This is a genomic window from Kiritimatiellales bacterium (assembly GCA_041656295.1).
Taxonomy (GTDB): domain Bacteria; phylum Verrucomicrobiota; class Kiritimatiellia; order Kiritimatiellales; family Tichowtungiaceae; genus Tichowtungia.
The window spans coordinates 103,012-116,937 of the sequence record JBBADV010000003.1 but is presented as its reverse complement, the minus strand read 5'-3'; the positions used below and the strand labels follow the sequence as shown (position 1 = coordinate 116,937).

Below are 13,926 nucleotides of genomic sequence, written 5' to 3'. Positions count from 1 at the left end.
TCCTTTCATAAAATTTTCTGTCTACTGCGTCACAAAACCGGTAGGGTACTCGCGCCGCCGAGCGCCGTTATTTTTTCGCCGTGCGGCGGACGGCGATGGCGCGCCGTCCCTACCCGTGGACAACAAAATAGAAATTATTCTAATATGCCCGGATTTCAAAAATACGCGCGGACCGGTCACCGCCGGTTTCTTTCACCATCACCCGCAGCCGCTGTGTTGAAACCGGTTCAAACTGATGCACGCGCCGGCGCTGAATATTATCATCCATCGCAACAACGGTTTTCCATTCGCCGGAAATTTCCGCCTGCACATCATAACTGCGGACACGTTCAGGAATTTCGCCACCGTTATATCTGTAGCGGTCAAGGTTCGTATCAAAAATCAACTGCACTTCTTTGATGGTCTGCGGTTCATCCCATTTTAATTCAATCCACTGCGGCAGCGGCTGCGCCGGATCGGACGACCACATATTCACCGTGCCGCTGTTCAGGCAGCGCGTGATGCCGTTAATTACATTCGCCGCGCCGAAATCATACTCCCATTCAAGCGCCGGTTCGGCGTAAAATGCCGGAATAAATTTATCATCAACGCACCATACGTCGGAATATTTATGCAGCGCACACATGCGCGGTGGATTGGAAATGCTTCGCTGCCAAAGCACCTTGCTGATACCGCCGGATTTTTCCAGAAAACTCAGCATCAGGAAATCGCCCTTCACCGGCAGATTCACATCCACCGGCAGCACACCGGAAAATCCGGCGGGAATCGACACCGGAATTTTTGCAATGTTCGTCCGGCTGTCGAAATCACGGAACGTTGCGGTTGTGTCAATATTAAGATAGGCCTCGCAATCCGTGCCGCCGGTATTCCTGATCCAGAAATTCAGCGATCCGATTTTCTGCTGGCGCCCAACCGGACACATCACTGTTCCGGCGTTCAGCGCAACTGTTTCACTGCCCTGAATTGTTCCGGGGCGGTAAAAATATTCCTCTGTAACTTTCCACACATCCTGCACGCTCGATGCCGAGCAGACCGCTTTGCGCGCCAGATCCGCCGGATCTTCATTCTTGAGCGCCGGAATATATTGATCATCACGCAGCAACCGCTGTTGCAATTCGCGAATATGATCGCGCCCGACATCCCGCGGAGTGATTCCGCGCGCGGCGCACATCGCCGCCGCCGTGCCGGCGGCCTGACCGGTAGACGCACACGTCATCATAATCCGCACCGTGCCGAGTGCATAATGCGTCACGCTGATGCACCGCCCGCCCATCAGCAGATTGCTGATATTTTTTGAATAGAGACAGCGGAACGGAATCCCGCCGCCCATCGGAACTCTGTAGTTGCATTCATACGGATTGTTCACCGAAAAAATACCGAGCGGATGATGCACATCCAGATTCCAGCCGTAGTGCGCAATGGAATCTTCAAACCAGTGCGCGCCCATCACATCGTTCAGCGTTAGAATATAATCGCCTTCCAGCCGCCGGGATTCGCGCCGCCCTAAAAACGGGCCGACATAATTCACATCAAAATTTTTCGCGGTGTCTTTTTTACTCCACCGGTTTTTAAGAAAATCCGCATAGCCGTAAGCAATCCGGAAAAGATAATCGCGGGCATACTCTCCCTGCCAGAGATCGTCAACCGTTCCCGGATATTCAAGCCACCAGGGACGCGCGGCAGGGCCGCTGATCGAACGGGCAAAACCGTCCGGCAATACAGCCGCCCACGGCTCCCGTTTTAATTCAACCGGAACGCCGGTATTCACCATAAACGGCGAACCCGCATTCAGGCTGCCGCTCATCGTAATGTCGTCGGATTCCACCGGCGCCGGCGCTTCATTAAATTCATCTCCGGCTTCACGCCCCAGCCGGAATGTTGCGCCGGCATAATAACCCAGCCAGCCATCGCCGGTGCAGTCAATGAATGTTCCACCGTAAAATTCCGCACGCGTCCCGTCCAGCGAATGCACCGCTTTTACGCCGCGGATTTTTGAATCCGATTCCATCACGACGCCGTCTACGCGCATATTCACAAACACCGTCAACAGCGGTTCAGCGTCCGCCAGTTCGTGATATACGCCGGCATAATTTGCGGCGCCGGAATCCGCCTGCAGCAGAATCGCTTCATTAATAATTCCGCCGTCGCGCATATGTCCGTGCATTTGAATCGCACCGTTCATGCCAACGGAGAACTCGGCGCCGCTGTTACCGCCCAGCATCGGCCGGTCTTGAATCAATGCGGTTTTCACACCATGCCGCGCCGCCGCAATCGCGGCACTCACACCGGCCGGGCCGCCGCCAACCACAATCACATCAAACCCGTCATGCACCGCCGGTTTTAAATCCAATCCGGCATACACCGCACGCGCCGCCGTCATGCCGTCCTGCTCCGGTGGAATAAAATTTTCATCCAGCGTTAAAATCAGCGCGTCGCACCGTCCGAAATAACCGGTCTGGTCAATCAGGCGCAATTCAATTTCGTCCTCTTTCAGCGCAAACAAATCGCCTTTCTGCCATTCCCATGCGTCAGAATTTCCACCGCCAAACACACCGGAGCTTTTTTTACCGTTAATGCTGATCTTGAACATTCCCGGCGAGTGTTCCCGATCCCAGTTTCTCGACCGCACCCATAACGTATAATTTCCGGTACGGTTGATTTGAACTTTCGTTACAGCATCAGCCACCGGGACGCCCGGCTTGCCGGTGCCGCCGGCAAGCAGATAACCGGAACCCATCAAATGCACAAACTGCGTATCGTGATACCAGCCGCCGTAATCTGCAAAATCTTCGGCGTCAATCCAGACTGTACCCGGCACAACGTCCGCCACAACCGCGCGCGAATTTTTCTGCAACGCCTGCGCCACCGCCGGCACCGGATATGCCAAGGGTTCAGAGGCCAGCGATTTTCCACTTTGGAACGACACCAAAACGCCTAGTGCCGCCGAAAACATACCGAATAAAATTTTTTGCATGGTTTCTCTCGCAACGTTCCGGACGGCAGACGGCCTGCCGCCCGGAAATTAATGATCACTGAATTAAATTCAGCCCTGCTGTTTCAGCCGACGGAACAAAAGAACCAGCACTCCGCCCAGCACAAATGTTCCCACTGCCGCCGGCTCGGGAACTTGCACCAGCTGGAATCCGCCGATACCAACATTGGCCTGGATGGCTGATACGGTCATAGTTAATGAGTCCGCCGTTAACGGATTTTCGGTACTGCCGAAAAGTACATACGTACCGACCGCCGACGCTATCGAATTACTGTCTGTATTTGTCACCTGACTCAAATAAGGCGGATTACTTCCGTCAATTGTCGGCATTGTATAATAATATGTTGTCGAACCGTCGCTCAAAGAGCCTCTTCTGTCATTCCACCCGCACAGATAAACAATAATATAATATTGATCATAGGGAATATCGCTTAATGTCATCGTTACCTGTGATCCGGCAGTATTGTGTCCAAATCCTGCACAATTCACCCAGTTCGCCCAATTCGTATTTCCGGCAACGGTAACTCCCGCCGAAGAAGAAATATCAAGCCCTGTTCCACCCAAATCGGTTATCGCAAAACCGTTGGTTGCAATCACGATATTCGTCCACGTTCCGGGCACAACGCCGGAAAAATCAGCAGCAACGCCGTCCCTGTTTATATTACCGGTTCTGAAAAAATTAACGCTGATGACATCCGCCGGTGTGCTCAATGCAGCCAGCATGAGCGCTGCAACTAATACTATGATTTTTTCTTTATTCCTCATTGTATACTCCTCTCTCTGCTCTGTTTCCTGACAGCTCCTACTCCCTTTCAGAGCTGTTTTATCGCGAATAAACATCCTTTTCGTTCATCCGCAAAATTTTTTATATCAATTGATTTTAACAATCTGGAATCCCCCGATTCCGCTTGTACTGGAAATACGTGTTAGTGTGAGCGCTAACGGATTTGACGTTAACGGGTTTTCAGCACTGCCGAATACAACATACGAACCGCCGTCAATGCCGCCCCTTGTGCTGGTATCTGTGGACAGCACCAGCGCCGGTTTTTCAATTTTCTCAAAATCGTAATAGTACGTCGTTGTTCCGTCGCTGATGGATCCTTTCGCCTTATTCCATCCGCTCAAATAAACAACGATATAATATTTGGCATACGGAATTTTGCTCAGCGTCAGCGTTGCCGTCGGAACATCTTTTCCAACGCCCGGGCCGGAGCAGTTTGCCCACCGTTTCCAGGGAACTTCATTAACCGCCCCGGTTATCGGCGTTGAACTGATATTTAATCCTGTTTTCCCGGCGTTTGCGGAGATTTTTTCTCTTGGCAGATACGCAACGTTTTCCCATGAAGACGCCGGCACAACACTTTTAAAATCCGTGCCAATCCGGTCTCCCAGATGTGTCTGCCGGAAAAAATTTACATTGATCGACTCGGCGGACTGCGCACCCAGCGCAATCAAAATTATTCCGGCAACCAATCCTGTGATTTTTCTTCTGATACTCATACGACGTTCCTTTCTGCTTCCCAATACTGCAAAATTAAGTAAAACGCATTTCACGCGAAGGTTCCTGTCCGTGCCCGATTTCTTTAATCCGGTCGGAATAAACTTCAACCACCGCATAGGCATTTTCTTCCGGATGTTCGACCATGCCTTTTACAGTGACGTGGTAAATTCCGTCCTGACATGTATATCCCCCGCCGTGATGGTGCCCGGCAAAATATGCGGCCACACAACCGGCGTTGTTAATCAGATTCAAAACCGGTTCCGGTTCCGCCATCAGATAACGTGGTGCGGCTTCTTTTAATAATGCATAGTGGCAGAACATGATGACTTTTTCATTTGCCGCCTTTGCCTGAGTCAATTTTTCATCCAGCCATTCAAGCTGAGAATTGCTGACGATTCCGTATCCGGCGTCGTTTCCGTCAAGCACGATGAAACGCCAGCCGGCGGCAGCGGGTGATGTAAAGTCATAATAATAAACCCCGTTCAAACGCGGGTCTTTGTCCATGTATTTTCTCAGAAGAATTACCCCGTGATTTCCGAGAGCATGATATGCCGGCATGGTCAGTCCACCGTAAATACTCAACGCATGCTCTAAATCGGCAGAGGCTCGGGAATTGCCGCCATCGATAAAATCACCCAGTTCAATGGTGAATGCCAAATTCTGCCGGTTCAGGTCATCGACACACCGTTTCAGACTTTCAGATGCCGCGCGAAAATTCCGCTTACCGTTCGTATCTTTATCCGCAACGTGAACATCGGTCAACAGTCCGAAAGAGAATAGCAGTTTTTTAATCCCGGCAATCGTCACAGCCTGAGAAAATGCCGCCGGCGCCATTGCAGCACATGCCGCCGCCGTCCCTAAGCGGCCCAGACAATGCCGGCGGGTGATCATATCCGGCGTTTCACAGTTTCTGCTGATCTTATCCATTGGCGTTTCACAATTTTCAAAACATCCGTAACGGCAAAATGGTTACGGATGTTTTGAAAAATATATTTTTACTTATATGGATTTTAATTTTCTGAAAATTAACGATCCGGCAGACGTGATTAAAAACAAGCCGATCGTTTTTGATTCAGGCACCTGCACAATTTGAAACCCGCCGATTCCCGACATCGAAGCAATACGGGTCAGCGTCAGAGTCATTGAATCCGCCGTCAACGGATTTGCAGCGCTGCCGAACACGGCATACGAAGCGACACTCGGACTGGCGCTGTCTGTGCTGGTGGCCTGCACCAATGAAGGTTTTGCAAGGCCGTCAAACTTATAATAATAGGTCGTTGTTCCGTCATCAACTGCACCTACCCCCGCATTCCATCCGGAAAAATAAACAATCACATAATAGTTGTCATACGGAATGTTCGTCAGCTCAAACGACACAAGCGCGGCACCGTTACGTCCAACTCCAGCCCGATTTGCCCATCCTACCCAGGCAGCTTCATCTCCTACCGCTACAACACCCGGAGTAGTGCTTGTTTCGGTAACATTCAAACCCGTTCCCAGCACATTAGCTACAGAGGTGCCGTTGACTGTATCTATAACAACGTTCACCCAGTTCGTACTGGGAACCACGCCGAATTCACCCGTTACAGCATCTTTTCCTTCGCGCCGGAAATTAACGCTGATGACATCCGCCTGTACACTCACTGCTGTTAAAATAAACGTTATAATAAGCGCTATGATTTTTGCTTTGCTCCTCATGGTATACTCCTTTCTGTTTGTATCTATTCGCAACCCCTACTCCCTTTCAGGGCTGTTTATTCATGCGGATAAATCATCCTTTCTTTTTTTATCATTTGTTTTATCCGCAAAATTTTTAATCAATCCACTTTTACAATCTGAAATCCGCCGACTCCGCTGGCGTCTTTAATACGCGTTAATGTGAGCGCTAATGAATTTGATATTAGCGGGTTTTCAGCACTGCCGAATACAACATACGAACCGCCGTCAAGGCCGCCTCTCGAACTGGTATCCGTGGACAGCACCAGTGAGGGCTTTTGGATTTTTTCGAAATCATAATAATAGGTCGTTGTCCCGTCACTGATGGATCCTTTCGACTTACCCCACCCGCTCAAATAAACAACGATGTAATATTTGGCATACGGAATTTTGCTCAGCGTCAGTGTTGCGGACGGAACATCTTTTCCGACTCCCGGTCCGGAACTGTTCGGCCAGCGCTTCCAGGGTGCTTCATTAATTGCTCCGGCAATCGGCGTTGAGTTGATGCTCAATCCCGTGCGTCCGATATTGGAAACAGATATCTTTTCGTCCCGCACATACGCCACATTTTCCCACGTTGCAGCAGGGGCAACACTTTTAAAATCCGTGTCGATTCTGTCCCCGGGATGTGACTGCCGGAAAAAATTAACGCTGATCGATTCTGCAGACTGTGCACCCAGCGCAATCAAAACCAACCCTGCAATCAGCCTTACGGCTCTTTTTCTGATATTCATATTGTCTCCTTTCTATTTTTCGGTTCCTTTCAGAACCCTTCATTACCGGAAACCGCCAATCCTGTTTTTGACGGTTCATCCGTAAAAACCGTCCGGGTGTGTTCGCCCTGATAACGGTTGTTCTTAATCACGGCATTTCCACAATGTTTCAGATCAATCAAGTAAGCATCCGGATGAAACGGCGTTTCGGTTTTGGTTTGGATGATTTGATTGCCGGAAACCGTTAAGCGGTCGGCATGTTCAGCCACCACAATGCGGTTATCGAAGGTTTCAATCATGTTGTCCTCGAAATGAATGCCGCGGTCATACAGTGTTGTGGCTGAAAATTCGCGGCCCAGACGCGGACTGATCATCAGCACCGCGTGGTCGCCGCCGCCATACACGCAATCCATAAACCGGTTGCGCCGGATCAGTGCATCATTCACCGCGCCGGATTCGTACCATAACGACGGATCGCCGCGAAACAGCACCGCGCTCATCATGGTGGACAAAGTATTCTCCTCGATAATAATTTTTCCCGGCGTTTTCAGCAGAATGCCGCGCGCACGGTTTTTCTGCACTGTACAGCCGCGCATGGTGAAATCCGGATTCCACGTTTTATTTTCCAGCACATCACCGGCGGACAACCCAGCCGGAAGTTTTTCTTTGAAGGTTAATTCCGTGAATACATCGTTCAGCACGTTTACGCCAACCACTGTATTTTCCGCCGCGTGATCCATCAGCGGCCGGATAATCATCCAGATTTCATCGCCGGGCGCGGCGAATTCAAAACCGGTCTGCTCAAAATGCATCAGCCTGGTGCGCAGCGTGTATTCGTCCAGCACCGCATCCACCGTCACATAGGTTCCATGTACATTCGTGGCGTCATCCAGCATGCTTTCAAACCGGCAGTTTTCAAGCAGCACCTCACCGCGGCAGTTGCAGAAATGCGTTGCATCCGCCGCGGTGGAAACAAGACGTGACGAACCTTCTTTTACAAACACACTGCACCCGGATAGCCGGACATTTTCGGTCCGCTCGCAAAGAAAACCCATGCCCGGCGCATAGTGAACCGTTACATTTTCAAACACGACATCCTGTGAAGATTTCACATGAAATGCCGGACCGTAGCGTTCTTCACCTTTCCCGCCTTTGGAAACAACCACCGATCCAACCGGCGGAAAAGCCCGCGGGCGGTCATAAAAACGCACCGTGCCGTCCGGTTGTTTATCGGTGCGGTAAGGCCGGCTTTGAAAGTCGTAGAGACTGCTGCCGTAAAGCGGCTGACGTTTTTCCGGATCGAACGCGATACTGCATCCCGGAATATGAAAACTGAAACCGTCGATTTTCGGAAAAGAAAGCCGGCTGTCGCAAATCTCCCAGGAAAATCCGTCTGTTTCTAAAACAGCGTCATACCAGCCCTCTTTTTCATTTACGGCCGTCACTGCCGCCTGCAGCACAAACGGAATATCCCAGTCGATGGAAAGATCGCGCACAGTCACGCGCGAGCAGGACTCAATTAGAAACGGGATGATCTGCCCGTGAAAAATAAATTCCGCGCCGTTTCCTTCCATCTCAACATCCTGCATTCCGGTCAGCGGAATGGCGATCTGTTTGTATCCGTTGCCATGATTGGTGATACGGCAGTATTCGCCTTTGGCGTGATCCGGGTAGAAATAATACCGCCCCGGAGAAAACACCAGTTTCACCGCCGATCCGCCGGCCTGTTTCAATGCCGCCGCGAGAGCCGGTACCATATCGCCTTCCGCCGGATTGATAACAATGGTGCGGACTTCCGCCGATACCGTAGAAAACGATAACAAGCAGACTGTCAGCAGCATCCACTGTTTAATATAAGTTCCCGCAGTCATTTTATTTTTTTTGCTTCACTGTCTGATAAAATTTTACCGGTAACGTTTTTCGCGTTGGCGCCGATACTGATCAAATTTGCTTTGTCGATGTACGGACCGGGATTCTGATAGACATTGGCATCCGCGCCGCTGCCCAGTGTAACGTCCATCGCGTTATCAACATGAATGAACGAACCGTTATTCACACCGAGTTTTTCAGCGGCATTGTCTTTATACCCGTGCGAATTAATGAACCGGTTACGGTTTATGGAAACATTGCCGGCGTTGTTGATGTTGATATTCACTCCGCCGACATTCACAAATTCGTTATCGTTGATTTGAAGATTGAAGTGGCCGATCACGTTCTTGCCGGAAAATGAAACGGTAATTGCGCCGGCATGAATCAGCCGGTCGGAAGCATGGCAGCCTTCATTGACGGAATTCAGCACATTGCTGCTGACAATCACATTCGAAACCATATCCGCTTCCATAAAATTATCCGCCTCCGCCGCCAGCAGAATTCCGGGCAGCGCACAATGACTGATCGTGTTGCCTTCGATCACACCATCGGACGCTTTAATGATGATCCCGCGTGCCCGGGTATTGCATATTTCATTATTGCGCGCGACGAACCCGGATCCGTTGCGGTTGCGGTTCGACATCAATTCTCCCGGCTCCGCGTCAACCGCCTTGTCCAGCGTTACCGTCATCACAACTTTATAAAGCCCGCGGAAAGAGTAGCGCGGATATTTTTCCGCCAGCAGTGTCTGAACATCCTGCAGCGGCACTGCCGAATCTCCAACTGCAACAATTTTCCGTTCAACAAATGTTCCGGTGGTGTCGTTATAAACACGAACCGTGTCGCCGGGATGAAAAATTTCATCCTGTGCAGAAATATCCAGCGTTTTGCCGGAGGTCTTTTTTAAAACAACACCGAAGCCGCCGTGAATCGCAATGGCATCGTCGCCGAGGCCGATAAACCGGCAGTTTTCAATACGCGGGCCGACATCGCCGAATTTACTGTGAATGCCGTCGGAATGCGCGCTCCGCAGGCGGGCAACTTCCGCCAGCAGCGGCCGCGGCCCCGGAATCAGATTTACGCGCTCGTAGGCACAGCCGGTACTCATGTATTCGCAAATGCTCCAGCCGCGCGCGCAATGCAGTGTGACATCCTGCAGAACAATTCCGGCGCTGTCTTTAATCCAGACAGTATAACCCATTGCCTGATTCGGCGTGCTGACATAATCGCCGGCACTCCAGCCGTGATCTGTATGGCGGGTTGTTGTAATCAGCCTGTACGTTGAATCGCTCTGCTTCACAATGCCGGACAGACGAAGGTCTCTGGAAAATTTTTTCCGCATCAGCGAGTCGGAATGATGCACCATTAAACGATCGGCATCCGGCCAGTTCGGCGCCGGATATCCGGTATGAACCGCCATATCAATCCATGAACCGTTTGCCGCCACATCCAGAATTGTTCCCTGCGAAAACAGCAGCGGATCATAATCGGAAATCAGGCCTCTTAATGTAATATTTGACGAAGACTCCACCTGAAGCACGCGCCGCTGGACATTGCGGATAACCATCCGGACACCATGGGCATTAATATCTATATCGGACCGGTTCGTCAGATAAATTTCCGCCGGATGATAACCTCCGGCATAATAACGTCCGGGATGAATCCGGATCGAAGATTTCCCGGCGCTGCAACCGTTATCCACCTGCGTCCGGATATCCGGGCTTTCCAGATAGACGATATCATAATCCGCTGAAAAATTTCCGGCGCCGGAAAGTTCAATGCAGATGCGATCGCCGGAACCAAGCCAGCCGATCTCTGTATCAAACTCCGTTGCACCGTTAATCTGCCGGCGCAAAACCGGCGCCTGATCTCCGACGAACACCTGAATTTCCGGCAAGGCGGCGCCGGAAGACGGTGCGCTTATTTTGGCGTTTACTAATCCGTAAAAACCGGATTCAGCAACCTGATGCAAAACTGTTTCGCCTGCACCGAGCTGCCGGCCTGTTTCATTTTTTATCGTTTTTGCGGCGGCCTTATCCAGTGAAAATGCGGATGCGGCAAGCACCGGCTCTGCTTCAACACACACGGTTTCATCTTTTACAATAAAACCCAGCGGTAATGTGGAGCCACCGGCAGAAACAGCATCCGATAAAAGCTGCAGCCCATCAATTCCGCCGGAAATTTTCGCTGCCTTCGGCGCATTAACGCGCAGAACATAAAACCCGGATTCCGGCACAGCCATTTTTGCGGCGGACGCGCTTTCTATTGAATAAGAAAAACCGGCTCCGGAACCGGCGAGAACCGTCAGTGCAATAAAAACAAAATTCTGAATTCTCATGATCATCCCTTATTTATCAAACACCGACAGATCCCATTCGTTCTGCCATTCAATCCTGAACTGGATCGCTCCGGTAAATTCAATCGGCAGCCAGACATAACGTCCATCGATCGCATTTTCAGGATTCCAGATATCGAACATTGCAATGTATGCATCTTTCTTTCCCTGCACCTGCTGAATGTATGTGCTTTGCGCACCGAATGTTTTTTCCGGGCCGAACCCGTTTTGCAGATTCACGCCGATGCTTGGATTTTCCAGCTCCACCCACGGGCCGAATATATTTTCCGCCACCGCGCCGCGCGCCGCATTCGGCGCCCAGCCGGTGCAGCCGCTGGCAATCAGGTAATATTTTCCGTTCCGTTTGCAAACCGCCGGCGCTTCCATCCAGCGGTGTTCAAAAATGCGGACATATTCTCCGGTAGGAGCAAGATAATCGTCGGTCAGCTTCGACACATGCATCGTGCTGTTATTTTCAGATGAATAAAAGTGATACGCGGCGCCATCGTCATCCACAAACACCGTCATATCTCGCGCCATCTGCCCGGTTTCAAAATCGCGGCCGAGAATGTTCTGCTGCACGATATCAAGCAGCGTATTATCGCGCGCATTAATACGGATAATCTCCGCTTCTGTCGGAATGGTTTTTCGCGTTTCACAAAGATTCAGCGGCCATTTTCCGGCGTTCGGGCGATATGATTTCAGATATTGAAACGGGCCAACCGGTGTGTCGCTGACGGCTACACCGCTGCGCGCAGTGCTGTAGCCGGTATCCTTAAATTCCAGATGAAACCACATGACAAACTTGCCGGTTTTTTTATTAAAGACCACTTTCGGCCGCTCGAGGATGCAGCTTTTTTCGATCTCACTGCCTGGCGTTTCTGATACCGGCAGCGCAATCCCTTCATCTTTCCAGTTATATAAATCTGTTGATGAATAGCAATGTACGCCGACCATCGCCTTGTTTCCCGCTTTCCCTTCAATTTTATGTTCGCCGTACCAGTAATAAACACCGTTGTGATAAAGCAGCCCGCCGCCGTGTGCATTAATTGCCACGCCGGAAGTATCCTTCCATTCCGCACCCGGATAAAACCGGTCATACTGTTTAGCGCATGCTGTTAATGTGATGCCGAAAACAACCGGAAACACCCATCGAAACACGGTTTTTGATAACTTCATTTCTCCTCCTGTTTTACGCAATTAACGTCAGGCCCCAATACAGCAACACAACCAGCAGGATCACCGCCGCGCCGGAAATCTTTGCGCCTTTCCAGAATGTCAGATCCACTTCGCCGGTATATTTTTGTACATACTTTTCCGCTGCCGGTTTGAGCAGGCGGATAAAAAACATGATCATTAAAATCAGCAGAAGATTGATTCCGGCGACATGCAGCCAATGAACAGGATTGCTGAAAAATACTCCGTTCTTATAAAACCCGAACCAGCCGTAGAACAGAATCCCGATCGGCACGGCGATGTACACTGACAATGCTGTCGCGCGTTTTGAAAGCACGCCGAGTAGAATGATGGCAAGAATCGGAATATTAAAAAATGCCATCAGCTTGCGCATCAGCGTATAAAGTCCGTCCGGCGCGTTTGCAATTTCCGGCGCAATCAGAATGCAAAGCACAACCAGCGCCAGGCCGAAAATCCGTCCGGCAGCCACCGTTTCACGCTCCGTGGCATTTTTGTGTAAAACATTTTTATAACAGTCAACGCTGAACAGTGTGGTTACGCTGTTCAGCCCGCCGTTAAATGAACTTAGAATTGCACCGAACATGACCGCTCCGAAAAATCCGGTCATCCACGAAGGCAGCACATTGGCAACCAGCACCGGATATGCCACGTCTTGATGCGACACCGTGATTTTCCCCTGCGCATGTAAATGCCATGCAATAATTCCGGGCAGGACAAGTATACCGATGCCGAGAATTTTCAGGAACGCGGCAAATAGTACACCCTTCTGTCCTTCCGCCAGATTTTTCGCCGCAAGCGTTCGCTGAACGATCATCTGGTTCGTGCACCAGTAAAACAGGTTGATGATCAGCATTCCGGTGAACAGCGTACTGAACGGCACGCTGGATTCCGGCCCGCCGACCGGCGACAGCATTTCCGGACGGTTTTGAGTCATAATGCGGAACGCTTCATAAAAACTTCCATCGCCCAGTTTCCACAAACCGAGTACCGGAATTAAAAATCCGCCGATCACCAGACCAACACCGTTCACGCCATCTGAAACCGCCGCTGCTTTTAGCCCGCCGACAATCGTATATGCAACGCCCGCCAGCCCCAAAGCAATAATCATAATCCACAGCGACGCCCGTTCACTGACGCCAAGCAGTCCGCTGACATTAAACAGGTTATTCATTCCAATCGCACCGGAATAGAGAACGAACGGCAGGAAACTCAGCGTCAGCGCAACCAGAAACATCAGTGAGACGATAGTGCGCACGTTTTTCCCGAAGCGCATTTCAAGAAACTGCGGAATGGTTGTAATTCCGCTTTTTAGATAGCGCGGAAGAAAAAATAACGCCATGGCAACCATTGCAACCGCCGCCACTGTTTCCCACGCCATCACCGACGCACCGTGTAAAAAGGCATTGCCGTTCAGCCCGATAAGCTGTTCCGTTGAAATATTTGTCAGAATTAATGAAGCGGCGATCACATACCAGCCGAGACTGCGCCCGGCCAGAAAATATCCGGTCGTCGCGCTGAGATTTGTACCGCGAGCCTTCCACCACGAAATCACCGCAACCAGTGCAATAAATCCAAAAAATGTTATGGTCGAAATAAAATTCAT

At 50.7% G+C, this 13,926-nt stretch carries 10 protein-coding genes; all 10 read right to left on the bottom strand.

Features of this window, described 5'->3' with window-relative positions; all coding sequences use genetic code 11:
• Positions 1 to 139 precede the first annotated feature (139 nt).
• A complete protein-coding gene (locus tag WC959_02830) occupies positions 140 to 2,974 on the bottom strand; it encodes an FAD-dependent oxidoreductase (protein ID MFA5688074.1) in 2,835 nt (944 codons plus the stop codon).
• Positions 2,975 to 3,043: 69 nt separating this feature from the next.
• Positions 3,044 to 3,757, bottom strand: coding sequence for a hypothetical protein (locus WC959_02825; protein MFA5688073.1), 714 nt, complete (start codon positions 3,755 to 3,757; stop codon positions 3,044 to 3,046).
• Between the two features lie 105 nt (positions 3,758 to 3,862).
• Positions 3,863 to 4,492, bottom strand: coding sequence for a hypothetical protein (locus WC959_02820; GenBank protein MFA5688072.1), 630 nt, complete (start codon positions 4,490 to 4,492; stop codon positions 3,863 to 3,865).
• Positions 4,493 to 4,526: 34 nt separating this feature from the next.
• Positions 4,527 to 5,420, bottom strand: coding sequence for a metallophosphoesterase (locus tag WC959_02815; protein ID MFA5688071.1), 894 nt, complete (start codon positions 5,418 to 5,420; stop codon positions 4,527 to 4,529).
• Positions 5,421 to 5,492: 72 nt separating this feature from the next.
• Positions 5,493 to 6,191, bottom strand: a complete 699-nt coding sequence (locus tag WC959_02810) for a hypothetical protein (protein MFA5688070.1) — start codon at positions 6,189 to 6,191, stop codon at positions 5,493 to 5,495.
• Between the two features lie 119 nt (positions 6,192 to 6,310).
• Complete coding sequence (locus WC959_02805; protein ID MFA5688069.1) at positions 6,311 to 6,943, bottom strand: hypothetical protein; 633 nt, start codon at positions 6,941 to 6,943, stop codon at positions 6,311 to 6,313.
• 29 nt (positions 6,944 to 6,972) lie between these two features.
• The gene (locus tag WC959_02800; protein MFA5688068.1) at positions 6,973 to 8,793 is read right to left on the bottom strand and encodes a right-handed parallel beta-helix repeat-containing protein; all 1,821 of its coding nucleotides are present in this window, start codon (positions 8,791 to 8,793) and stop codon (positions 6,973 to 6,975) included.
• Positions 8,790 to 11,129: a right-handed parallel beta-helix repeat-containing protein gene (locus tag WC959_02795; protein MFA5688067.1), complete on the bottom strand. Its 2,340-nt coding sequence runs from the start codon at positions 11,127 to 11,129 to the stop codon at positions 8,790 to 8,792. Before WC959_02795 ends, WC959_02800 begins: the two co-directional genes overlap by 4 nt.
• Before the next feature lie 9 nt (positions 11,130 to 11,138).
• Positions 11,139 to 12,305, bottom strand: coding sequence for a glycoside hydrolase family 43 protein (locus WC959_02790; GenBank protein ID MFA5688066.1), 1,167 nt, complete (start codon positions 12,303 to 12,305; stop codon positions 11,139 to 11,141).
• 13 nt (positions 12,306 to 12,318) lie between these two features.
• The gene (locus WC959_02785) at positions 12,319 to 13,926 is read right to left on the bottom strand and encodes a solute:sodium symporter family transporter (protein MFA5688065.1); all 1,608 of its coding nucleotides are present in this window, start codon (positions 13,924 to 13,926) and stop codon (positions 12,319 to 12,321) included.

Coding starts and splice junctions, on each gene's coding strand:
- WC959_02830 (MFA5688074.1), bottom strand. CDS start 2,974: ATGCAAAAAATTTTATTCGGTATGTTTTCGGCGGCACTAGGCGTTTTG.
- WC959_02825 (MFA5688073.1), bottom strand. CDS start 3,757: ATGAGGAATAAAGAAAAAATCATAGTATTAGTTGCAGCGCTCATGCTG.
- WC959_02820 (MFA5688072.1), bottom strand. CDS start 4,492: ATGAGTATCAGAAGAAAAATCACAGGATTGGTTGCCGGAATAATTTTG.
- WC959_02815 (MFA5688071.1), bottom strand. CDS start 5,420: ATGGATAAGATCAGCAGAAACTGTGAAACGCCGGATATGATCACCCGC.
- WC959_02810 (MFA5688070.1), bottom strand. CDS start 6,191: ATGAGGAGCAAAGCAAAAATCATAGCGCTTATTATAACGTTTATTTTA.
- WC959_02805 (MFA5688069.1), bottom strand. CDS start 6,943: ATGAATATCAGAAAAAGAGCCGTAAGGCTGATTGCAGGGTTGGTTTTG.
- WC959_02800 (MFA5688068.1), bottom strand. CDS start 8,793: ATGACTGCGGGAACTTATATTAAACAGTGGATGCTGCTGACAGTCTGC.
- WC959_02795 (MFA5688067.1), bottom strand. CDS start 11,129: ATGAGAATTCAGAATTTTGTTTTTATTGCACTGACGGTTCTCGCCGGT.
- WC959_02790 (MFA5688066.1), bottom strand. CDS start 12,305: ATGAAGTTATCAAAAACCGTGTTTCGATGGGTGTTTCCGGTTGTTTTC.
- WC959_02785 (MFA5688065.1), bottom strand. CDS start 13,926: ATGAATTTTATTTCGACCATAACATTTTTTGGATTTATTGCACTGGTT.